Consider the following 21161-nt stretch of genomic DNA (forward strand, 5'->3'; position numbering starts at 1 on the left):
TGAGCATGGCAGGCGAATGGAAGGCCCCCGAGGCCGAGCCCGAGGAGCGCGAGGAGCGCAAAAGTTGGAAGCTGCTGGAAAGGACCTTGCTGGCGGGCATCCAGGAGCAGCGCCGGTCGCGACGCTGGGGTATCTTTTTCAAGCTGCTGACGTTCATCTACCTCTTTGGCATCCTGGCGCTGTTCCTGCCCTGGACCGACATGGACAAGGCTGCCTCGCGCGGTGCCAGTCATACGGCCCTTGTGGAAGTGCGCGGGGTCATCGCCGACCAGGAGGCTGCCAGTGCCGACAACATCGTCAAAGGCCTGCGCGATGCCTTCAAGGATGGCAAGACCAAAGCCGTGGTCCTGCGCATCAACAGCCCGGGCGGCAGCCCTGTTCAGGCGGGCTATGTGTATGACGAGATTCGCCGCCTGCGTGCCGAGCACCCCGGCGTGAAGCTGTACGCCGTCATCACCGACCTGGGTGCGTCAGGAGCCTATTACATCGCCAGTGCGGCCGATGAGATCTATGCCGACAAGGCCAGTCTGGTCGGGTCGATCGGCGTGACGGCTGCGGGCTACGGTTTCGTAGGTGCCATGGACAAGCTCGGCGTGGAGCGCCGGCTCTATACGTCCGGTGAGCACAAGGCATTTCTCGATCCGTTCTCGCCGCAGAAGCCTGAAGAAACTCAATTCTGGCAGGGTGTGCTGGACACCACCCACAACCAGTTCATCGCCATGGTCAAGCAAGGGCGAGGCGAGCGACTCAAGGACAAGGATCACCCGGAGCTGTTCAGCGGCCTGGTCTGGTCCGGCGAGCAGGCCAAGGCGCTTGGTCTGATCGATGGCCTGGGCAGCGCCAGCTATGTGGCGCGTGAGGTGGTGGGCGAAAAGGATCTGGTTGATTTCACCGTGCAGGAATCGCCCTTTGACCGTTTCTCCAAGCGCATGGGTGCCAGCGTGGCAGAGCGCTTGGCCATGTGGATGGGTTTCCAGGGCCCGCAACTGCGCTAAGGCCAGTCGCCTTTGTGGGGGCGGTGCACGCCCCCTGGTCTGGCTACGGGACGCTCACCCCTTCCAAGGCCAGCATGTCGACGAGCCGTATCAGTGGGAGCCCCACCAGGCTGGTCGCATCGCGCCCCTCGGTGCTTTCGAACAGGCTCACGCCAAGCCCTTCGGCCTTGAAGCTTCCGGCGCAGTCGAGGGGCATTTCCGCTGCCACGTAGCGTTCGATGCGTTCACGGTCCAGCACCCGCAGCTTCACGGTAAACGGCACGCAGTCCACCTGGCACTGCCCGGTGGCGCTGTTGAGCAGCGCCACTGCGGTAAGAAACGTCACCTGTTGGCCGCTGCAGGCGAGCAATTGTTCGCAGGCTCGCTCGACCGTGTGGGGTTTGCCCAGAATGTGCTCGCCTAGCACTGCGACCTGGTCCGAGCCGATGATCAAGTGGTTAGGGTGGCTGCCTGCAAGGGCTTGGGCTTTTTGCATGGCCAGGCGCCGGACCAGGTCGATTGCAGACTCTGCTGGCTGGCGCGTTTCGTCTATGTCAGGGCTTGCCCAGGTAAACGGAAGCTGCAAGCGCGCGAGCAGCTCGCGACGATAAAGGGAACTGGAAGCCAGTAACAGTGCAAGCATAGTAAGCTCCTGATTCGGTTGAACCCATCCTATCACGCACGATGCCACCAAATTCCTTTGACAGGGACGGGGGGCATCCCTAGAATGCTGCGCCTATGTTGAATGACCCGATTCCACCTCACGTTGACCCGCGCAAATTGGCTGATCGTGGCGTAACCCTTAGCGGTTCGCTACCACTCGCTGATTTGGAAAGACTCTGCGACCCGCTTTCCGACGATGTCGGTATGGTGCAGGCGAAGTTCGATTTTGAACGAGACGAACAGCACACTGTGGTTATCCACAGCGAGCTGGATGTCGAGGTCAAGATGGTTTGCCAGCGTTGTCTTGAGCTGGTCACCCTGCCGATCCACAGCGAGTGTACCTACGCCGTGGTGAAGGAGGGTGCGAATACCCAGTCGTTGCCGAAAGGCTATGACGTGCTGGAACTGGGCGAAGATCCTTTGGATCTGCAGGCGCTGATCGAGGAAGAGCTGTTGCTCGCCTTGCCCATCGTGCCTGCTCATCATCCGGAAGAATGCCAGCAGCCGGCGGGCGCAGACGAGCCCGACTCGAGCAAGGACGAGGTATCGCGGTCCAACCCGTTCAGTGTTTTGGCGCAGTTAAAGCGTGACCCAAACGTTTAGGAGTTAATCAATTATGGCTGTTCAGCAGAACAAAAAATCCCGCTCTGCCCGTGACATGCGTCGTTCGCACGATGCCCTGTCGGAAAACGCGCTGTCGGTAGAGAAGTCCACCGGCGAAGTGCACCTGCGCCACCACGTTTCGCCAGAAGGCGTATACCGTGGTCGCAAAGTGATCGATAAGGGCGCTGACGAGTAATCCTTGTCCGCTCAGATCATCGCGATCGACGCAATGGGCGGGGACTTCGGTCCCCGCAGCATTGTCCAGGCTAGTATCGCCTGCCTGTCGGCTACCCCCTCGCTTCACCTGACCCTCGTCGGTCAATCCTCCCTCCTGGAAGATCTTGTCAGCGGCTTTTCAGCTGCCGATCGCGCGCGCCTGCAGATTCTCGGTGCCGCAGAAGTGATCGGTATGGACGAGCGGCCTTCACAGGCATTGCGCGGCAAACCCGATTCATCCATGCGTGTTGCCTTGGAATTGGTGCGTGACGGCAAGGCCCAGGCCTGTGTCAGCGCCGGTAATACCGGGGCCCTGATGGCGCTGTCTCGCGCCGTGCTCAAGACCCTGCCAGGCATTGATCGTCCAGCCATGGTGGCTGCCATCCCGACACGCACCGGCTACTGCCAGTTGCTTGACCTTGGCGCCAATGTCGACTGCACGGCCGAGCAGCTTTACCAGTTTGCGGTCATGGGGTCGGTGGCGGCGCAGGCGCTGGGCGTGCAGCGCCCCCGAGTGGCACTGCTGAACGTAGGTACCGAAGACATAAAGGGTAACCAGCAAGTCAGGCTGGCGGCGAACCTGTTGCAAGGGGCTCGCGGCCTCAATTACGTCGGCTTCATCGAAGGTGACGGCTTGTACAGAGGGGCCGCGGACGTGGTGGTCTGCGACGGCTTCGTTGGCAATATCCTGCTCAAGTCCAGCGAAGGGTTGGCCACCATGGTTGCGCAGCGTATCGAGCAGACCTTCAGGCGCGGCCTGTTGTCGCGCCTGGCGGGCGCTGTGGCCATGCCGCTGCTTAAACGCGTGCAGGCCGATCTGGCCCCGGCGCGTCACAACGGTGCCAGCTTTCTGGGGTTGCAGGGCATCGTCGTCAAAAGCCACGGCGCGGCAGGCGTTGAGGGGTTTCAGAGTGCGATCCAGCGCGCCCTGATCGAAATTCAGGAGAATTTGCCCGGGCGCCTTCATGGTCGCCTGGAGGATTTACTCAAGTAATGTGATGCGAGCCCGCGCTTAGCGGTCTTGCCGACGAAATGCTTAAATGTGACCGCAGGGTTTCGGTCTTCATCCAAATGTTCAGATTCCGCGCCTGGCATGCGCCAGGCGCCTCTATCCGACGACAAGATCATAAGGGCTTGTTCAATGTCTGCATCTCTCGCATTCGTCTTTCCAGGTCAAGGTTCCCAGTCGCTGGGCATGCTCGCAGAACTCGGCGCCGAGAAGCCGGTGATCATCGAGACCTTCAAGGAAGCTTCCGAGGCGCTGGGTTACGACCTCTGGAAACTGGTTCAGGAAGGTCCGCAAGAGCAACTCGATCAGACTGATAAGACCCAGCCAGCCATTCTGACAGCCTCCATTGCGCTGTGGCGCCTGTGGCTCGAGGAGGGCGGCGCCAAGCCTGCATTCGTCTCGGGTCATAGCCTGGGCGAGTACAGTGCCTTGGTCGCAGCGGGCAGCATCAGCCTCAAGGACGCCGTTCGCCTGGTCGAGCGCCGCGGCCAACTGATGCAGGAAGCCGTGCCTGCCGGGCACGGTGCCATGGCCGCAATCCTGGGGCTGGACGACGCCGTCGTGGTGCAGATCTGCACCGAAGCGGCTGAAGACGAGGTCGTCAGCGCGGTCAATTTCAATTCGCCGGGCCAAGTGGTGATTGCCGGTAACAAAGCCGCAGTGGACCGGGCCATGGAGCTGTGCAAGGCAAAGGGCGCCAAGCGCGCCTTGCCGCTGGCAGTCAGCGTACCGTCGCACTGCGCGCTGATGAAGCCTGCGGCCGAACGATTTGCCGCCGCGATCAATGCCATCGATTGGCAGGCGCCACAGATTCCGGTTGTGCAGAACGTGACAGCCGCCATCGCACCCGATCTGGATGCGCTCAAGCGTGATCTGCTGGCTCAGCTGTACCAGCCCGTGCGCTGGGTCGAGTGCGTCCAGGCGCTGGCTGCCACCGGTGCGGTCAACCTGGTCGAGTGCGGTCCGGGCAAGGTCCTGGCTGGCCTCAACAAGCGCTGCGCCGATGGCGTAACCACCTACAACCTCAACACCCCTGACGCCGTTGCCGCCACGCGTGCGGCACTGGCCTGACTTGGAGAAGCTTGCATGAGCCTGCAAGGTAAAGTTGCACTGGTCACTGGCGCCAGCCGTGGCATTGGCCAGGCCATCGCCCTGGAACTGGGTCGCCAAGGCGCCACCGTCATCGGTACTGCGACCTCGGCCTCCGGTGCCGAGCGTATCGCCGCGACCCTGAAGGAGCATGGCATTGTCGGTACCGGCATGGAGCTGAACGTGACCAGCGCCGAATCGGTTGATTCGGTACTGTCGGCCATCGGCGAGCAGTTCGGTGCACCGACCATTCTGGTGAACAATGCGGGTATCACGCGTGACAACCTGATGCTGCGCATGAAGGACGACGAGTGGTTCGATGTCATCGATACCAACCTCAACAGCCTCTACCGTCTGTCCAAGGGCGTGTTGCGCGGCATGACCAAGGCGCGCTGGGGTCGTATCATCAGCATCGGCTCGGTGGTCGGCGCCATGGGTAACGCTGGCCAGGCCAACTATGCGGCGGCCAAGGCCGGTCTCGAAGGCTTCAGTCGCGCCCTGGCGCGTGAAGTGGGCTCGCGCGGTATCACCGTCAACTCGGTCACGCCGGGCTTCATCGATACCGACATGACCCGCGAGCTGCCAGAAGCGCAGCGCGAAGCCCTGCAGACCCAGATTCCGCTGGGCCGCCTGGGTCAGGCAGATGAAATCGCCAAGGTGGTTTCGTTCCTGGCCTCTGACGGTGCAGCGTACGTGACGGGCGCAACCGTGCCCGTCAACGGCGGGATGTACATGTAATATCGCCGGTCAATGTGACGGATTCCGTAAAAAAAGAGTCATACTGCGAGCCTAAAATCCGTTATAAAGCTGCAATCAGATTCCAGGCGGCTGGTCGTGGGACTAGGCTGAAGGCGCGTTGAGCTTGAAAAGCGAACGTTCTTCTATAAAATTAGCCACCGGCCAGCTGCCTGACATATATCCATTAGGAGTGAAAACTAGGTATGAGCACCATCGAAGAACGCGTCAAGAAAATCGTCGCCGAGCAACTGGGCGTCAAGGAAGAAGAAGTGACCAACGAGAAGTCCTTCGTCGATGACCTGGGTGCCGATTCGCTTGACACCGTTGAGCTGGTGATGGCTCTGGAAGAGGAATTCGAGACCGAGATTCCTGACGAAGAAGCCGAGAAGATCACTACCGTTCAAGCTGCCATCGACTACGTCAACAGCCACCAGGCCTAAGACGCTGTAGTCGACGCTTCTTGTCGGGAAAAACCGCACTGCCTTGACTGGCGTGCGGTTTTTTCTTTGCAAGCTTCGGCTGTCGCCGTGTCGGCTGCCAATCCCCGCATCAAGAGCTTGTTGCCATTTCATTCCGTCCAACTGGATGCAATGGCAAGAAACTCTGTCATTAGAAAAGGAGAGTACTGTGTCGCGTAGACGCGTCGTGGTCACCGGTATGGGTATGCTGTCGCCACTGGGTACGGATGTACCGAGCACGTGGCAGGGCATTCTGGCTGGCCGCAGTGGCATCGGTCCGATCGAGCATACGGATCTTTCTGCCTACTCCACCCGTTTTGGTGGCTCGGTGAAGGGCTTCGAGGTTGAGCAATACTTGTCGGCCAAAGAGGCTCGCAAGCTGGACCTGTTCATTCAGTACGGCTTGGCAGCCGGTTTTCAGGCAGTGCGCAACGCTGGCCTGGAAGTGACTGACGCCAACCGTGAGCGCATCGGGGTGGCCATGGGCTCGGGCATCGGTGGCCTGACCAATATCGAGCAGACCAGCCGTACATTGCACGACGCAGGCCCTCGGCGTATCTCGCCGTTCTTCGTCCCTGGCTCGATCATCAACATGATCTCCGGCTTCCTGTCGATCCACCTGGGTCTGCAAGGGCCGAACTACGCCATCGCCACCGCCTGTACCACCGGTACCCATTGCATCGGCATGGCTGCGCGCAATATTGCGCACGGTGAGGCCGATGTCATGATCGCCGGCGGCGCTGAAATGGCCGCCTGTGGGCTGGGCATGGGCGGGTTTGGCGCATCGCGCGCGCTTTCTACCCGCAACGATGAGCCTGCGCGGGCCAGTCGTCCCTGGGACAAAGGTCGTGACGGCTTCGTCCTGTCCGACGGGGCCGGTGCATTGGTGCTCGAAGAGCTCGAGCACGCCAAGGCGCGGGGTGCAACGATCTACGCCGAGCTCGTAGGGTTTGGCATGAGCGGCGATGCCTATCACATGACGTCGCCGCCCGAATCGGGTGAAGGTGCAGCCCGTTGCATGGTCAATGCCCTGCGCGATGCCGGCGTGCAGCCTCAGGAAGTCAGCTACATCAACGCCCACGGCACCTCGACACCGGCTGGAGACCTGGCCGAAGTGGCAGCCATCAAGCGCGTGTTCGGCGAGCATGCCTATAAGCTGGCCGTCAGCTCCACCAAGTCGATGACCGGGCACCTGCTGGGGGCTGCCGGTGCGGTGGAGGCGATCTTTAGCGTATTGGCGATCAACAGCCAGATGGCGCCGCCGACCATAAACCTGGATGAGCCAGACGAAGGCTGTGACCTGGACTTCGTGCCGCACCAGGCCCGCAGCATGCCAATCGATGTCGTGCTGTCCAATTCGTTCGGCTTTGGTGGCACCAACGGCTCCCTGGTGTTCCGCCGGTTCGCCGAGTGATGCAAAGCTGGGTCGATGGCACGCCTGCGGCTGCGATCAACCTGCACAACCGCGGGTTGGCCTACGGGGATGGTCTGTTCGAGACGTTCGCTGTACGCCATGGGCGGCCCTTGCTGCTGGATGAGCACATGGCGCGTCTGGCACTGGGCTGTCAGCGCCTGTCCATCGCCACTGACGTGGCCCTGGTGGCCGATGAGGTAAGGCGCTATGCGGCTCAGCTGGGTGAGGGCGTGGCCAAGCTGATCCTGACCCGCGGCGACAGCCAGCGCGGATATGCACCCGCGGCCGGTGTCGCGGCGCGGCGCATCCTGCAAGCCAGCCCGTTGCCCAGCTACCCAGCCGAACACGCCGACGTGGGCGTGCGCCTGTTCATGTGCCAGACCCGGCTTGGGGAACAACCCTTGCTGGCAGGGCTCAAACACCTCAACCGCCTCGAGCAGGTGCTGGCACGTTCCGAATGGCAGGACGGCGAACATGCCGAAGGCCTGATGCGTGACGGGCAGGGCAGGCTGATCGAAGGTGTCTACAGCAACCTGTTTCTGGTTAAGCAAGGCACGCTTCTTACTGCCAGGCTTGATCGTTGCGGGGTGGCAGGCGTGATGCGCGCCGCACTGCTGGCGCGGGCGGAGATGATGAACATCCCGGTGCAAGTGCGTGACCTGGCGTTCGATGAGCTCGCACAAGCGGATGAAGCATTCGTTTGCAATAGTGTCTACGGCATCTGGCCCGTCCGCGCCGCAGGCGCGCTAAACTGGCGGCCTGGCCCGCTCACCCGTACGTTGCAGGCCGTTGCCCGTACGTTACTGGAAACCTGAATTCGTGAGACGTAAATTCCTGCTGCTGCTGGAAATGTGCCTGATCGTCATGGGCCTGGCCCTTGGCTGGTCGGCATGGAAGGTCCATTCGGTGCTGGACCAACCTGTGCATGTGGCACAGGAACGCCTGCTGGATGTGCCCAATGGCGCTACGCCCAATCGCATGTTCTACCGCATGCAACAAGAGGGGCTGTTGGGCGACGCGCTATGGCTCAGGTTGTACTGGCGCTTCAACATGGCCGGCGTGCCACTGCATACGGGCGAGTATCGCCTGACGCCCGGCATGACCGTGAAACAGCTTTTCGACGCCTGGCAGCGGGCCGACGTGGTGCAATACAACCTGACCCTGGTCGAAGGCTGGACGTTTCGCCAAGTGCGCGCGGCCGTGGCCAAGCACGAAAAGATCAAGCAGACCCTCGATGGCCTTTCCGATGCCCAAGTCATGGAAAAGCTGGGTCACGCTGGCGTTTTCCCGGAGGGCCGTTTCTTTCCGGACACCTATCGCTTCGTGCGCGGCATGAGTGATGTGGAGCTTTTGCAGCAAGCCTACATGCGCCTGGAAGAGGTGCTGGCGCGTGAGTGGGCCGAGCGCGCCCGCGACCTGCCGTACCGCGACCCCTACCAGGCACTGATCATGGCCTCGCTGGTGGAAAAGGAAACCGGTATTCCACAGGAGCGCGGGCAAATCGCTGGCGTATTCGTCCGCCGCCTGCGCCTGGGCATGATGCTGCAGACCGATCCGACGGTCATCTATGGCATGGGCGAGCGCTACAACGGCCGCATTACACGCGCTGATTTGCGCCAGCCAACGCCTTACAACACCTACACCATGACGGGGCTGCCGCCAACGCCTATTGCGATGGTCGGGCGTGAGGCCATCCATGCGGCATTGAACCCGGCAGATGGCACCAGCCTTTACTTCGTTGCGCGCGGTGATGGTAGTCACGTTTTTTCCGATGACCTGGACGACCACAATTCTGCTGTGCGCGAGTTTCAGCTCAAGCGTCGGGCCGATTACCGTTCAAGCCCTGGCACCGCTCAGCCGACACCCTCGAACGATGCAGCGCCGTCCGGTTCATCTCAAGTGCCTGAGGCGGGAGCATCGGATGATCCATCTGCTCCAGCCGCTGCGCCTGAACAGGGCAAGGTCGAGAGCGATCGGGCAACCGAACCGTCGGCGCTCGACGCCCCCCAATAAGGACTGTTTGTGAGCGGCTTGTTTATTACATTGGAAGGCCCCGAAGGCGCGGGCAAAAGTACTAACCGGGAATACCTGGCTGCCCGGCTGCGCGAGCAAGGGCTGGACGTGGTGCTGACCCGCGAGCCAGGCGGCACGCCCTTGGCTGAAAAGATTCGTGAGCTGTTGTTGTCGCCGAGCGATGAAGTCATGCACGCCGATACTGAGCTTTTGTTGGTGTTCGCTGCACGCGCTCAACACCTTGCACAAGTGATCCGCCCGGCGTTGGCGGGTGGGGCGGTGGTGCTGTGTGACCGGTTCACAGACGCTACTTACGCCTATCAAGGGGGCGGGCGCAGCTTGCCTGTCGAGCGTATCGCGACGCTTGAGCAGTTCGTGCAGGACGACCTTCGTCCTGACCTGACCCTGGTATTCGATCTGCCCGTCGAAGTAGGCCTGGCCCGCGCTGCAGCGCGAGGGCGGCTGGACCGGTTCGAGCAGGAAGGGCAGGCGTTTTTCGAAGCGGTCCGCCGCGCCTACCTGGATCGCGCAGCCGCGGCGCCACAACGCTACACGCTGCTGGATGCATCGCAGCCGCTGGCGGACGTCCAGCAAGCGTTGGACAGGCTGCTGCCAGGTATCGTGGAGCGCTGCCGTGACTGACGCCTACCCTTGGCAGCAGACACTGTGGGAGCAACTGGCTGGCCGCGCCCAGCATGCCCATGCCTATCTGCTGCACGGCCCGAAGGGGATAGGCAAGCGTGATCTGGCCGAGCGCCTGATGGCGCGGCTGCTGTGCCAGCGCCCTAATGGCACCCTGGCTTGCGGCCAGTGCAAGTCCTGCCACCTGCTCAAGGCCGGTAGTCACCCCGACAACTTCATGCTTGAACCTGAAGAGCTGGACAAGCCGATCAAGGTGGACCAGGTCCGCGAACTGGTTGCCTTCGTCGCTCAGACCGCGCAGTTGGGTGGGCGCAAGGTGGTCATGATCGAGCCTGTCGAATCCATGAACGTCAACGCGTCCAATGCACTTCTCAAAAGCCTTGAGGAGCCTTCCGGCGACACGGTGCTGCTGCTGGTGACCCATCAACCCAGCCGCTTGCTGCCTACCATCAAGAGCCGGTGCCAGCAGGTTACCTGTCCACTGCCGACCAAGGCCCAGAGCCATGCCTGGTTGGCCAGCGCCTTGCCGGAGACCGATCAGGCCCGGCGCGACGATCTGTTGACCTTGTCTGCCGGTTCGCCGCTGTTGGCCCTGAGTCTTCATCAGCAAGGCGTGCATGAACAGCGCGCCCTGGTGACCGAAGGCGTAAAGAAGCTGCTCAAGCAGCAGCAATCGCCCAGCCAGTTGGCCGACGCATGGACAGCCGTGCCGTTGTTGATAGTGTTCGATTGGTTTTTCGACTGGGCCCAGTTGATCCTGCGCTACCAGTTGACCGAGGACGACGATGAGCTCGGCATGGCCGACATGCGCAAGGTGGTGCAATACCTTGCGCAAAAGAGCCGTCCGGCCAAAGTCCTCGAGGTCCAGGCCTGGATCCTTGAGCAGCGTCAGAAAGTGCTGGGCAAGGCAAACCTGAATCGTGCTTTGCTGATCGAATCGTTGCTGGCCCATTGGCTACAATTGCCAACTGGGCGTTGACTTTAATTCTTATCCGTGTGTGTACCCATGCTTGTAGATTCCCATTGCCATCTTGACCGCCTTGACCTCAGCGCCCATGGGGGTTCGCTCGATGCTGCCTTGCAGGCGGCGCGTGCTCGTGGTGTCGGGCACTTCCTGTGCATCGGTGTCAGTGCCGAAAATGCAGGCGCAGTCAAGGCCTTGACCGAGCAATACAGCGATGTGGATTGCTCGGTAGGCGTTCACCCGCTGGACCTGGCGCCGGGTGCAGCGCCTGCTTTGGACTGGCTGTTGACCGAATTGGCTCATCCCCATGTGGTGGCGATCGGTGAAACCGGCCTGGATTACCATTACGAGCCGGAAGCTGCCGAGTTGCAGCAGGCCTCATTTCGCTTGCACCTGGAAGCTTCGCGGCAGACGGGAAAACCGGTGATCGTGCATACCCGAGCGGCCCGTGCCGATACCTTGGCACTATTGCGTGAGGCGAACTTGTCCCAGGCGGGCGTTCTGCACTGCTTTACCGAAGACTGGGAAATGGCCAAGGCGGCTTTGGATCTTGGGTATTACATTTCGCTTTCGGGGATCGTCACATTCCGTAATGCCGAGGCGTTGCGGGACGTGGCGCGGCAAGTGCCGGCGGATCGGCTCTTGGTGGAAACCGACTCGCCCTATCTGGCGCCTATTCCTTATCGGGGTAAACCCAACCTGCCCCAATATGTGCGGGAAGTGGCTGAATATGTGGCCTCACTGCGGTGTGTCAGTTATGAACAGTTGGCTGAGCAGACCACCACAAATTTCAAGCGGTTATTTCCGTTGGCAAGGGTTCGCTAGGGCGCGTACCCTAAGTTAACGTTGCAGTTGCAGTTGCAGTTGCAGTTGCAGTTGCAGTTGCAGTTGCTTTGGCTTTTGCTTCTAAGCGCACGGTAGCTCAGGCGCCGCAGATCGCGACTTCAGGAGGCCGAGCGCAGGGCTTGCGGAGGGAGGTGACAGGCATGGATGCCTGTCAAGCGCTGGGCCCCAGGATGGGGCCTGCAGCGCGGTCCTCCCGGGAGCAAGCCCGGAGCGAGGGAACCCCGAAGCGTAGCGTAGGGGCCGGATGATAGGAGCAGGCGGTTTTTGCTTACTTTTTGACAAGACAAAAAGTAAGCCGCCGTAAGGGCGGAAAGGTGACCGTGCGCCACCCTCGCCAATGAATATCAACTTGCTGTATGCGCCCGCGCTTTCAAGTTTCAAGTTTCAAGTTTCAAGTTTGATTGCGTTGGCGTGGGTATTAAAAGAGAGCATAGTCCATTTGCGATGGCGACGCTTAATCACCTTTTCGCCCTTACGTGAACTGACCCCCAAAAGTTGGACAGTGAGCGCTATGGGGCCAGCGCGTGGGTCCGAAATTGTATCGGACTCAGGCCATCAAGTCTGAGGCTGATGCGTTTTTGGTTGTAGTAAGCGATGTAATCATCAAGTCCTGAAGCCAACTGCTCGACATTTTCAAACGACTCCAGGTAAAAATATTCGCTCTTGAGTGTGCCGAAAAAGCTTTCCATTGCGGCGTTGTCTAGGCAGTTGCCCTTACGCGACATACTCTGCTCAATGTTCTTCTCGGCCAGCATATGCCGGTAAGTGGGCTGCCTGTACTGCCATCCTTGATCGGAGTGCAATATCGGTTTATCACCTGGATTCAGCCGCTCAAAGGCTTGCTCAAGCATTGCCGAGACCATCTTGAACTCCGGGCGCCGGTTAATCTGATAAGCGAGGATTTCGCCGTTATACAGGTCCATCAACGGCGAAAGAAACAGCTTCTGCCCCTTCACTTTGAACTCTGTCACGTCGGTTGCCCATTTCTGATTAGGGGCTCCTGCCTTGAATTCTCGCCTGAGCAGATCAGGCGCAACCAGTCCCTCTGAGCCTCGGTACGAGCGATATTTCTTCGCCCTGACCAGCGACTGGAGACCCATAAGCTGCATCAGTCGCTGCACCTTCTTGTGATTAATCATCCGACCGTTGTGCTTGAGGGTCTCAGTGATCCGGCGATAGCCATACCGTCCCTTATGCTCGTGATAGACGTTGTTGATACTCTCTTTCAAAGCCGCATGCTTGTCAGTCAACAACACCTTGCTTTGGTAATAAAAGGTACTACGTGCAAGCCCGGCGGCACGTAACAGCAGAGCGAGTCGATGCCCGTGCCTCAATCCCTGGACAGCCTTCGTTTTCTCGCCTGCGCAGTGCGAGGGTCCGCTTGGATCAAGGCATCGAGCTTTTTTAGGTAAGCATTCTCCGCACGCAGATATTCCAGCTCTTCGAGCATTTGCTCGGGTGTCAGGTCGCTATCCGAAGCGGTAGGAGGACTTGCGCTGGTTTTTTTCGATGGCTTACGGGGCATGCTCAACTCTCGGGTATGATGCGGATGAAGTGCTTCAACTCCGCCTTGATCATACAACCTTTTCCACTGCCTGATGCTACTTGGACCACGAATATCAAACTGGATGCAGGCTTGCTGGGCAGACAATCCTTCTTGCTCAATGCACTGCAAAACCTTCAATTTGAACTGGGCATCGTAGCGGCTGTACTTGGCACTTAAACCGGCTGCGCCGTGTTTTTCATAGCCCTTTACCCACCGACGTAGCATCGATGGACTGAGGTCATGCTTTAGCGCCACTTCATGAATGCTAGGAGCAGAAAGGCACTCTTCGATGAGTGCCTGTTTGAGCGCCAGGTTGTATTTCGTCATGGAACACCCTCCGGTGAGATAGGTGTCCAACATTCGGGGGTCAGTTCAACGGCGAGTCACTTTTTGTCAAACGCGACAAAAAGTAACCAAAAAACGCTGTGCTCCATTCATACGGCCCCTACGCTACGCTTCGGGGTTCCCTCACTCCGGTCTTGCTCCCGGGAGGACCGCGCTGTAGGCCCCATCCTGGGGCCCAGCGCTTGACAGGCATCCATGCCTGTCACCTCCCTCCGCAAGACCTGCGTTCGGCCTTCTGAAGTCGCGAAGATCAAAAGCAAGATCAAGATCAAGATCAAGAGCAAGAGCAAGAGCAAGAGCAAGAGCAAGAGCAAGAGCAAGAGCAAGATCAAGATCAAGAGCAAGAGCAAGAGCAAGAGCAAGAGCAAGAGCAAGAGCAAGAGCAAGAGCAAGAGCAAGAGCAAGAGCAAGAGCAAGAGCAAGAGCAAGAGCAAGAGCAAGAGCAAGAGCAAGAGCAAGAGCCAAAGCAAGAGCAGAGGGGTAGCGGGGAGATGGCGGGACCTGCCTCAAACACCTTACCCAAAAAAAACCCGGCTTCTGGGGGAGGAATCCGGGTTAAGACCATTAGGAGTAGAACAAAGGTACGCGGTCCCTGAGTACCTTTATCGCCGCGTCACTCGGGGGGATGCGCCGCGACGACCCTTTGAGTATCGCCCAGGCTACGCACAATGCCAGCCAAAACTGATCGTTTTTTAAACAGATTTGGAATACCCCAGGCCAAGCTGCCAACGATTGAGCCCCCCCGCACACCAGTACAAACCGAGATGACCACGGATGATCCGTGCAATTTCGCGCAAGTTAGGCATAATAATCCGCTTCGATCGTCAGCCAGTCCTTCCCATGCAGAAAGAACCTCGTAAGGTCCGTGAGTTTCGCCGTCGCGAACAGGAAATCCTAGACACCGCCCTCAAGCTGTTCCTCGAGCAAGGCGAGGACAGCGTCACCGTCGAAATGATCGCCGACGCCGTGGGTATCGGCAAAGGCACGATCTACAAGCATTTCAAGTCCAAGGCAGAAATCTACCTGCGCCTGATGCTGGACTATGAGCGCGATCTCAACGAGCTGCTGCACTCGGCCGATGTGGACCGCGACAAGGAAGCCCTGTCGCGCGCCTACTTCGAATTTCGCATGCGCGACCCGCAACGCTACAGGCTCTTCGATCGTTTGGAGGAGAAGGTCGTCAAGGGTAACCAGGTGCCCGAACTGGTCGAGCAACTGCATAGTATTCGCGCCTCCAACTTCGATCGCCTTACGCAACTGATCAAAGGCCGCATCAGTGAGGGCAAGCTTGAAGATGTACCCCCTTATTTCCACTATTGCGCCGCCTGGGCACTGGTCCATGGGGCTGTAGCGCTCTATCACTCCCCGTTCTGGAGCAATGTGCTGGAAGATCAGGAAGGCTTCTTCCAGTTCCTGATGGACATCGGCGTACGCATGGGCAATAAACGCAAGCGCGACCCCGACCCCGCCAATTGAGTCAGCACCGGCCCACGCTGGCGACCAAATCAAAGCTGGCGCAAAAGCTGCATTCGTCAGCCATTCGCCGGCTTTTTTGACGCCGGCCACTGGAGGAATGATGCGGAGCCTGGTCTTGGTGCTGACGCTTGCGGCGTTGGGCGGGTGCATGAAAGTGAGTGATATGGGGGAAGGTGTTCGCTATCACATGAGCGATGCCGGCCTGCTGGATCACAGCGATACCCGTCGTACGCTGTCGATTCGACTGCAACCCGATTCCTTCATCTTCATTGGGCAAGGCGCATTCGTGCCGCCCGGCAAAGGCCCTGTTCCGCAGCACAATGCGGTGGCCGAAGAGGCCTTCAAAAGCTTCGTCGAGTATTTCCCGATGGTACGCCGTGCCGAGGCACCGCTGGGTCTGGAAGAGGCGATCGCGCAGGCACGCTCATTTGGGGCTGACTACGTGCTCTATACCCGTTTCGCTCGCACCGATGATCGCATCGGCAATGGGGACGAGTGGTATGACGAACAGGCCGTGGACCGACTGGGTTGGGATAGCGGCGTGGTTCAGATGATGCTCATCGAAACCAGTACCCGCTACCTGATAGACACGGTCCGTATCAAAAGCCGTGGCGGTTTGTTGACGTTCCATGACCAGACGCCCAGGGATTTGCTTGCGGCGCCCATGCGCGAGTACGCTCGTAGCCTTCTTGGCATGAGTCGATGAGGCACCGCGATGAATGAGACGGGCAAGGCCAATGACCTGCTGACGCAGCTTCCAATGTCCAAGGGCTTGCCGCCTGTGCACCGCTGGAACCCCGATTTCTGCGGCAACATCGACATGCGTATCGCACGGGACGGGACCTGGTACTACTTGGGCACGCCTATCGGCCGCAAACCGATGGTAAAGCTCTTTTCTTCGATCATCCGCCGCGACGGGGATGATTACTTTTTGGTGACGCCGGTCGAGAAGGTCGGCATCACAGTTGATGACGCACCGTTCGTGGCCGTGGCCCTGGATGTGACGGGGGAGGGGGAGCAGCAGGTGTTGCGTTTCACCAATAATGTGGATGATCAGGTTGAAGCAGGGCCTGACCATCCGCTGCGGGTAGTGACTGACCCCGTCACCCAAGCGCCTTCACCTTATGTGCTGATGCGCAGCAACCTTGAGGCATTGATTCACCGTAATGTCTTCTATCAACTGGTCGAGTTGGCCGTTACCCGGCAAATCGCAGATCAGCAATGGCTGGGCGTGTGGAGCCGAGGTGAGTTCTACCCCATAGGGCAGGTGGATCACCCCTGACTTACGCCTCACCGCACGTTTCACGGAGGATGAAGACCGTGTGGAAGGTGGTTGATAACTAGCGCTCCAAAAAATTGTAACGGCTCAACCTCACGGCTTCATACACCTTGAGGAACTTAACCATGGGCCTGCAGATTCTGTCCCCGCACGCCGAATCCCAGCTACGCGCCATCGCCGCTCCACTTGTGGCAGCCTGCCCTGATATGCGCCAGTCGGCCCGGGACACCGCCGTGGCGCTGTTGAGAAAACACAACTTGTCGCACCTAGACCCTGACCACGTCTACCTCAACCGTTTCGATACCGCCCAGAGCAGCCCTCGCACCTTCAGCGGCTGGCAGCACCTGGACCCGCCAGTCCAATCCTTCACACTGCCTCAGTTGGTCATGCACCGTTTCGACGTTCATGACCAGGACAACAGCGACCTGCTCAGTTATCTGACCGGCTTTTACAGTAATGGCCCTGGCCCTGGTTTCTATGACGAGCACAATGAGATCCGTTTGGAGCCCCAGGCTGTGCTCGAGGATTTCTGGCAAATCGACTTCAGTACCCAGTTCCACCATAGGCTCCAGGCGTTCTGGCAAGAACATGCTGAGCATTTTCGCGTACTGGCGAAGGTCAACTTCCTCGCCAAGGTGATCGAGATGTGCTCGGTCGACAGCAGTACCGCGTTGGCCCACCTCGTTCGCCGCGTCGCCACGGCGCTGACGGGTCTTGATATCGCATCACCCACGTTGGAGCAACTTCAGGCAGTTGTACCGCCAGCCGCCGGTTATCGCGTGTGTACCTTCGACATCGGCGGGCATGTTGCCAGCGACTTTCTGCGCATTGTGCTGGAGGATGGTTCGCAACTGCTGTACACCCCAGGTGAAACGCAGGCCCTGCACTTTTTCCCAACGCGTCAGGACCTTTACTGGTGGGTATTGAACAATACCAACGAAGCCGAAAACCGGACGCGCTTCATGGCGCACTTCCCATTATCCAGCCGTGCGCAAAAAGACGATCGCCTCGGCCTCAATCACCTGATCGATCTACTGTTCTTCAATTGGGGTGGTGATGATCACAAGTGCCTCAATCAGCTCGATTCGACTCTGTCGGGCGATGCATTCAGCCACCTGCGCGATGCCGCGCACCAGCGCATGATCGACGACGCACAGTTCGCCCTGCGCAGCAACGCTGACCTGCGTAAGCAACTGTGGATCGGCTACCTCAAGGCCTTCGGCCAGGTAGCAGGGCCCATGACAGCGGTCGACTGGCCGATTGCACTGGCGGTGGTCGGCGCAGGTCTTGCGGATATGGGGCTGAACATCGACCAGGCTGTCAACGGTCATACTACGAGCGAGCGACAGGCCGGTGTGACCGGCGCAATCTTCGCCGCCATCGACACCCTGTTCAACACCGCCATGCTGGCCGGTGCCGTAGGCGTAGGTGACGAGCAAATGCTGATTGATCCACAGGTGCCTGAGGGCGAAACCCTGGCCACGCCGGAAGAGGAGGTGGCCTGCGCGACACCCGCCGAGATTGAAACCTGGGTACCTGAACCGTTCCGACCGGTTGACCAGCACGACCTGCTGGCGCCTTTTGAAACCAACATCATCCTCAGCGCTGAGCCTGGGAGTGGCGGGCAGGAGGGTATCTATCTACAGAGTGGCAAGTTCTATGCGCTGATTGACGAGCGACCCTTCGAGGTCCGTTTTGTGCAGCAGATGGGCAGCTGGGTGGTCATCGACCCGGAGAATCCATACTCGTTCTATCGCAACCTGCCCATCCGCATGACAGCAGACGGCCAGTGGCAACCTCTACAGCGCTCGGGTTTACAGGGTGGCGGGCTGCCCCGCAAATTGCTCGGGGCATGGGGGTGGCGAAGCGATGCGCCTGCCGTGCAGTCTCTGCCTGCAACGCCCTACGAGATTCCGAGCGAAACGCGTCCTCTGCTTGAGGCCGCCGCCAATGCCCCGGGGGAGGAGCGCGCGCTGAGTGGAATCATGAGCAGCTTAGACCCTCAGGTAGAAGCAAGCTACCGGGCATTCCGTGCCAGCCGCGACGCGCTTGCAACCGACGCCGTCGGCTATCTTGAAAATGTCATACCACCCGCGCGGCCTGCAATACCGACTCTGCCTCGTGATGCCAGCGCCAAGCTGATCATCCGCAGCCTCTACCAGAACAGCGAAGGGCTGGTCATCGGTGAAAGTCATTCGGGGCTGGGCAGCAAGCAGTTTCTGATAGACAACATGCCTATGCTCAGGCGCGAAAAAATCAAGGTGCTCTACGTTGAGCATTTCATGACCGACTTCCATCAGGCTGACCTTGATGTATTCAACCGCTCGGGCAAGATGCCCGCCCGGTTGAGCACCTATGTGAATAATCTGGATGAAGGTCACGGGGTCGATCTGGCGAGCCGTTATTCGTTTCGCAACGTGCTGATTGCGGCGCAGAAGGCCGGTATCCGTATCCAGTCCATCGACTGCATGGCCAGTTATCGCCAGGCTTGGGCCGACCCGCCATCGGCGGTGATCCGCCAGCAAATGATGAACTTTTACGCGCATGAAATCATCGAGGCGGACCAGGGGGGGCGAGGCCCGAGCCGGTGGGTTGCGCTGGTGGGGAATAGCCACGCCAGCGATTTCGAAGGTGTGCACGGCGTAAGCGAACTTCAGGGGGCAATCAGCTTGCGCGTCGAGGATATTGAGGTGGGTCTGCCCGGCGGCATTGGTGCCGATCCTGGACTGGCGGCCATTGATGAGGCCATGGATGTACGCCGGGTCAAGAGCGATCTTCGCCTGCAGGTACCGATTAAAGCGGCGAAGCCGGCCAGCGAGGAACTGTCGGTCATGCTCAGGCATACCGGCGCATTCACGTTCGAGAGCACCGATGGGCAGTTGCAGTTGGTGCATCGCAGCCGCACCGGCGGGCTGGTGTATACGCCCATCGCTCAGGAAGGTGAGCGGTTTCATGTCCGGCGACCGGAGTGGCCGTGGATCAGTGAGCGACGGCTCGTCAGCCTGCGAGAAATGCGTACCCTGCTGGAGCATCACGGGTTGCAGTATGTGCTGACGTGATGAGTCGATGCGCCGGAGAAAGGTCTATGGCCTTGGACCCAGTTGAGCGCCTGAACGGTATCCACGCCACGCGGATCAAGCTATAAGCACCAGCCCAGGCATACCCACAGCGGGCACAAAAAAGCCGCTTTGGGTATGTCTGTTTCGACAGCATCCCTCAAAGCGGCGTTTCTGGATTCTTCTCAAAACCCTGTGAAGGATCTTGATTATCTGGCTCCGCGACCTGGACTCGAACCAGGGACCCAATGATTAACAGTCATTTGCTCTACCGACTGAGCTATCGCGGAATGTGCACGTATCTTACTCAACAGCAGGGGTAAGTCAAGTCACCCCTGCGAAATCAATCAGTTACAGCACTTCAACGATGGCTTTGGTCACCACATGGATATTGCTCTGGTTCAGCGCAGCCACGGCTATGCGGCCAGTGTCCAGTGCGTAGATGCCGAACTCGTTCTTCAGCCGGCCCACTTGCTCCACGGTCAGGCCTGAGTAGGAGAACATGCCGACCTGGCGACCCACGAAGCTGAAGTCGCGCTTGGCACCATAACGGGCCAGCAACTCGACCATCTGCTTGCGCATATCATGAATGCGCTCGCGCATTTCTGCCAGCTCGGTTTCCCACATCTGCCGCAGCTCGGCGCTGTTGAGCACCGTCGCCACGATGGTGGCGCCATGGGTAGGCGGGTTGGAGTAGGTGGTACGGATGACCCGCTTGACCTGGGACAGGACGCGGGTGCTTTCGTCTTTGGACGCCGTCACGATCGACAGTGCGCCCACGCGCTCACCGTACAAGGAGAACGATTTGGAGAACGAGCTGGAGACGAAGAACTCAAGGCCCGACTCGGCAAACAGGCGTACGGCAAAGGCGTCCTCGGCGATGCCGTCTCCAAAGCCCTGGTAGGCCATGTCCAAGAAGGGCACATGACCTTTGGCCTTGACCACCTGCAGGACATTTTTCCAATCGTCCAGGTCCAGGTCCACCCCGGTCGGGTTGTGGCAGCAGGCGTGGAGCACCACGATGGAGCCAGCGGGCAACGCTTCGAGGTCCTCGAGCATGCCAGCCCGATTCACGCCGTTGGTCGGGGCGTCATAGTAACGATAGGTATGAACCGGGAAGCCCGCTGACTCGAACAGCGCGCGGTGGTTTTCCCAGCTAGGATCGCTGATGGCGACCACGGCCTCGGGGGATACGCGCTTGAGGAAGTCGGCGCCGATCTTCAGTGCGCCCGTACCGCCCACTGCCTGGACGGTAACCACCCGGCCATCGGCCAGCAATGGGGACTGGGCACCGAACAACAGTTTCTGCACCGCTTGGTCATAGGTCGCGATGCCGTCGATCGGCAGGTAGCCACGCGAGGCGTGCTGGGCGGCACGCTGGGTCTCGGCTTCGATCACGGCCCGCAGCAGCGGAATGCGGCCTTCCTCATTGCAGTAGACGCCCACCCCAAGGTTCACCTTGTCGGTGCGTGGGTCGGCATTGAATGCTTCGTTGAGGCCCAGGATAGGGTCGCGGGGTGCCAGCTCGACAGCGGAAAACAGGCTCATTGTTACCTTGGCTCGGATAGGAGTGTAAGGGGAGTATCCGCTCCAGCCGAATGCACTGAAGCGGGGCACAAACGGGGAGTCAGTATAGTGATCCGGCACGGTCACTGCGACACTGCGACGCCGCTTTTACGACTATTTGCGCAAAAAATTTTCGACCCTTGCAGCCTTTGCCCTGTCCACCGTAACACGGGGTCACCGTTGGGCTTTCAAAGCGTCCCCCAGCGTGCCCATTTGGGTATAGACTACTGGCTAAATTTACAGTGCAGCGCCGCGAGGTTCGAC

The 21161-nt window shown here is 59.6% G+C and carries 21 protein-coding genes and 1 tRNA gene; 18 read left to right on the top strand and 4 right to left on the bottom strand.

Annotation, left to right across the window (positions count from 1 at the left end):
- The first annotated feature begins 5 nt into the window (after window positions 1–5).
- Window positions 6–995: a S49 family peptidase gene (locus tag B2J77_RS06415; RefSeq protein WP_058637701.1), complete on the top strand. Its 990-nt coding sequence runs from the start codon at window positions 6–8 to the stop codon at window positions 993–995.
- A gap of 43 nt (window positions 996–1038) precedes the next feature.
- Here the strand turns inward: B2J77_RS06415 and B2J77_RS06420 are convergent, their stop codons facing one another.
- Complete coding sequence (locus B2J77_RS06420) at window positions 1039–1617, bottom strand: Maf family protein (RefSeq protein ID WP_078478211.1); 579 nt, start codon at window positions 1615–1617, stop codon at window positions 1039–1041.
- 95 nt (window positions 1618–1712) lie between these two features.
- Here B2J77_RS06420 and B2J77_RS06425 point away from each other — a divergent pair, with 95 nt between their 5' ends.
- The 12 genes from B2J77_RS06425 to B2J77_RS06480 all read left to right on the top strand — a co-directional run bounded on the left by B2J77_RS06425 (window position 1713) and on the right by B2J77_RS06480 (window position 11608).
- Window positions 1713–2240, top strand: coding sequence for a YceD family protein (locus B2J77_RS06425; RefSeq protein ID WP_078478212.1), 528 nt, complete (start codon window positions 1713–1715; stop codon window positions 2238–2240).
- A gap of 13 nt (window positions 2241–2253) precedes the next feature.
- On the top strand, window positions 2254–2436 hold the full coding sequence (gene rpmF, locus B2J77_RS06430; protein WP_008096416.1) for a 50S ribosomal protein L32: 183 nt from the start codon (window positions 2254–2256) through the stop codon (window positions 2434–2436).
- 3 nt (window positions 2437–2439) lie between these two features.
- On the top strand, window positions 2440–3450 hold the full coding sequence (gene plsX / locus B2J77_RS06435) for a phosphate acyltransferase PlsX (protein ID WP_078478213.1): 1011 nt from the start codon (window positions 2440–2442) through the stop codon (window positions 3448–3450).
- A gap of 147 nt (window positions 3451–3597) precedes the next feature.
- On the top strand, window positions 3598–4536 hold the full coding sequence (gene fabD / locus B2J77_RS06440; protein ID WP_078478214.1) for an ACP S-malonyltransferase: 939 nt from the start codon (window positions 3598–3600) through the stop codon (window positions 4534–4536).
- Between the two features lie 15 nt (window positions 4537–4551).
- The gene (gene fabG / locus B2J77_RS06445) at window positions 4552–5292 is read left to right on the top strand and encodes a 3-oxoacyl-ACP reductase FabG (protein ID WP_078478215.1); all 741 of its coding nucleotides are present in this window, start codon (window positions 4552–4554) and stop codon (window positions 5290–5292) included.
- 203 nt (window positions 5293–5495) lie between these two features.
- A complete protein-coding gene (gene acpP / locus B2J77_RS06450; RefSeq protein ID WP_027914361.1) occupies window positions 5496–5732 on the top strand; it encodes an acyl carrier protein in 237 nt (78 codons plus the stop codon).
- A gap of 187 nt (window positions 5733–5919) precedes the next feature.
- Window positions 5920–7164 carry a beta-ketoacyl-ACP synthase II gene (fabF, locus tag B2J77_RS06455; protein WP_058637695.1) on the top strand — a complete coding sequence of 415 codons (1245 nt, stop codon included), beginning with the start codon at window positions 5920–5922 and terminating at the stop codon, window positions 7162–7164.
- Window positions 7164–7979, top strand: coding sequence for an aminodeoxychorismate lyase (gene pabC / locus B2J77_RS06460; protein WP_078478216.1), 816 nt, complete (start codon window positions 7164–7166; stop codon window positions 7977–7979). The genes fabF and pabC overlap by 1 nt, the downstream gene beginning before the upstream one ends.
- A gap of 4 nt (window positions 7980–7983) precedes the next feature.
- A complete protein-coding gene (gene mltG / locus B2J77_RS06465; protein WP_078478217.1) occupies window positions 7984–9177 on the top strand; it encodes an endolytic transglycosylase MltG in 1194 nt (397 codons plus the stop codon).
- Window positions 9178–9186: 9 nt separating this feature from the next.
- Window positions 9187–9819, top strand: coding sequence for a dTMP kinase (tmk, locus tag B2J77_RS06470; protein ID WP_078478218.1), 633 nt, complete (start codon window positions 9187–9189; stop codon window positions 9817–9819).
- Window positions 9812–10798 carry a DNA polymerase III subunit delta' gene (locus B2J77_RS06475; RefSeq protein ID WP_078478219.1) on the top strand — a complete coding sequence of 329 codons (987 nt, stop codon included), beginning with the start codon at window positions 9812–9814 and terminating at the stop codon, window positions 10796–10798. The genes tmk and B2J77_RS06475 overlap by 8 nt, the downstream gene beginning before the upstream one ends.
- Window positions 10799–10825: 27 nt before the next feature.
- Window positions 10826–11608 carry a TatD family hydrolase gene (locus B2J77_RS06480; RefSeq protein WP_058637691.1) on the top strand — a complete coding sequence of 261 codons (783 nt, stop codon included), beginning with the start codon at window positions 10826–10828 and terminating at the stop codon, window positions 11606–11608.
- 530 nt (window positions 11609–12138) lie between these two features.
- Here B2J77_RS06480 and B2J77_RS06490 read toward each other — a convergent pair.
- Window positions 12139–13502 (bottom strand): IS3 family transposase gene (locus B2J77_RS06490; RefSeq protein WP_153302491.1). Its coding sequence is split into 2 segments (ribosomal slippage): window positions 12139–13037 and window positions 13037–13502, totalling 1365 coding nucleotides; the frame shifts between segments, so codons are not numbered across the junction.
- Between the two features lie 213 nt (window positions 13503–13715).
- Between B2J77_RS06490 and B2J77_RS21285 the strand changes: the two genes are divergently transcribed.
- The 5 genes from B2J77_RS21285 (at window position 13716) to B2J77_RS06515 (ending at window position 19334) form a co-directional block, all read left to right on the top strand.
- Complete coding sequence (locus tag B2J77_RS21285; RefSeq protein WP_153302492.1) at window positions 13716–14216, top strand: hypothetical protein; 501 nt, start codon at window positions 13716–13718, stop codon at window positions 14214–14216.
- Window positions 14217–14360: 144 nt separating this feature from the next.
- Window positions 14361–14996: a TetR/AcrR family transcriptional regulator gene (locus B2J77_RS06500; protein ID WP_058605557.1), complete on the top strand. Its 636-nt coding sequence runs from the start codon at window positions 14361–14363 to the stop codon at window positions 14994–14996.
- 100 nt (window positions 14997–15096) lie between these two features.
- Window positions 15097–15702, top strand: coding sequence for a DUF4823 domain-containing protein (locus B2J77_RS06505; protein WP_058605556.1), 606 nt, complete (start codon window positions 15097–15099; stop codon window positions 15700–15702).
- A 9-nt stretch (window positions 15703–15711) separates the two neighbouring features.
- Window positions 15712–16278, top strand: coding sequence for a DUF1285 domain-containing protein (locus B2J77_RS06510; RefSeq protein ID WP_078478220.1), 567 nt, complete (start codon window positions 15712–15714; stop codon window positions 16276–16278).
- Window positions 16279–16400: 122 nt separating this feature from the next.
- Window positions 16401–19334, top strand: a complete 2934-nt coding sequence (locus B2J77_RS06515) for a membrane-targeted effector domain-containing toxin (protein WP_078478221.1) — start codon at window positions 16401–16403, stop codon at window positions 19332–19334.
- A gap of 211 nt (window positions 19335–19545) precedes the next feature.
- On the opposite strand, the gene B2J77_RS06520 is transcribed toward B2J77_RS06515, so the two are convergent.
- Together B2J77_RS06520 and B2J77_RS06525 are read right to left on the bottom strand one after the other, a co-directional pair.
- Window positions 19546–19621 (bottom strand) — tRNA-Asn (locus B2J77_RS06520).
- Between the two features lie 61 nt (window positions 19622–19682).
- On the bottom strand, window positions 19683–20879 hold the full coding sequence (locus tag B2J77_RS06525; protein WP_078478222.1) for an amino acid aminotransferase: 1197 nt from the start codon (window positions 20877–20879) through the stop codon (window positions 19683–19685).
- Between the last annotated feature and the right edge of the window lie 282 nt (window positions 20880–21161).

The organism is Pseudomonas parafulva (assembly GCF_002021815.1).
GTDB lineage: Bacteria > Pseudomonadota > Gammaproteobacteria > Pseudomonadales > Pseudomonadaceae > Aquipseudomonas > Aquipseudomonas parafulva_B.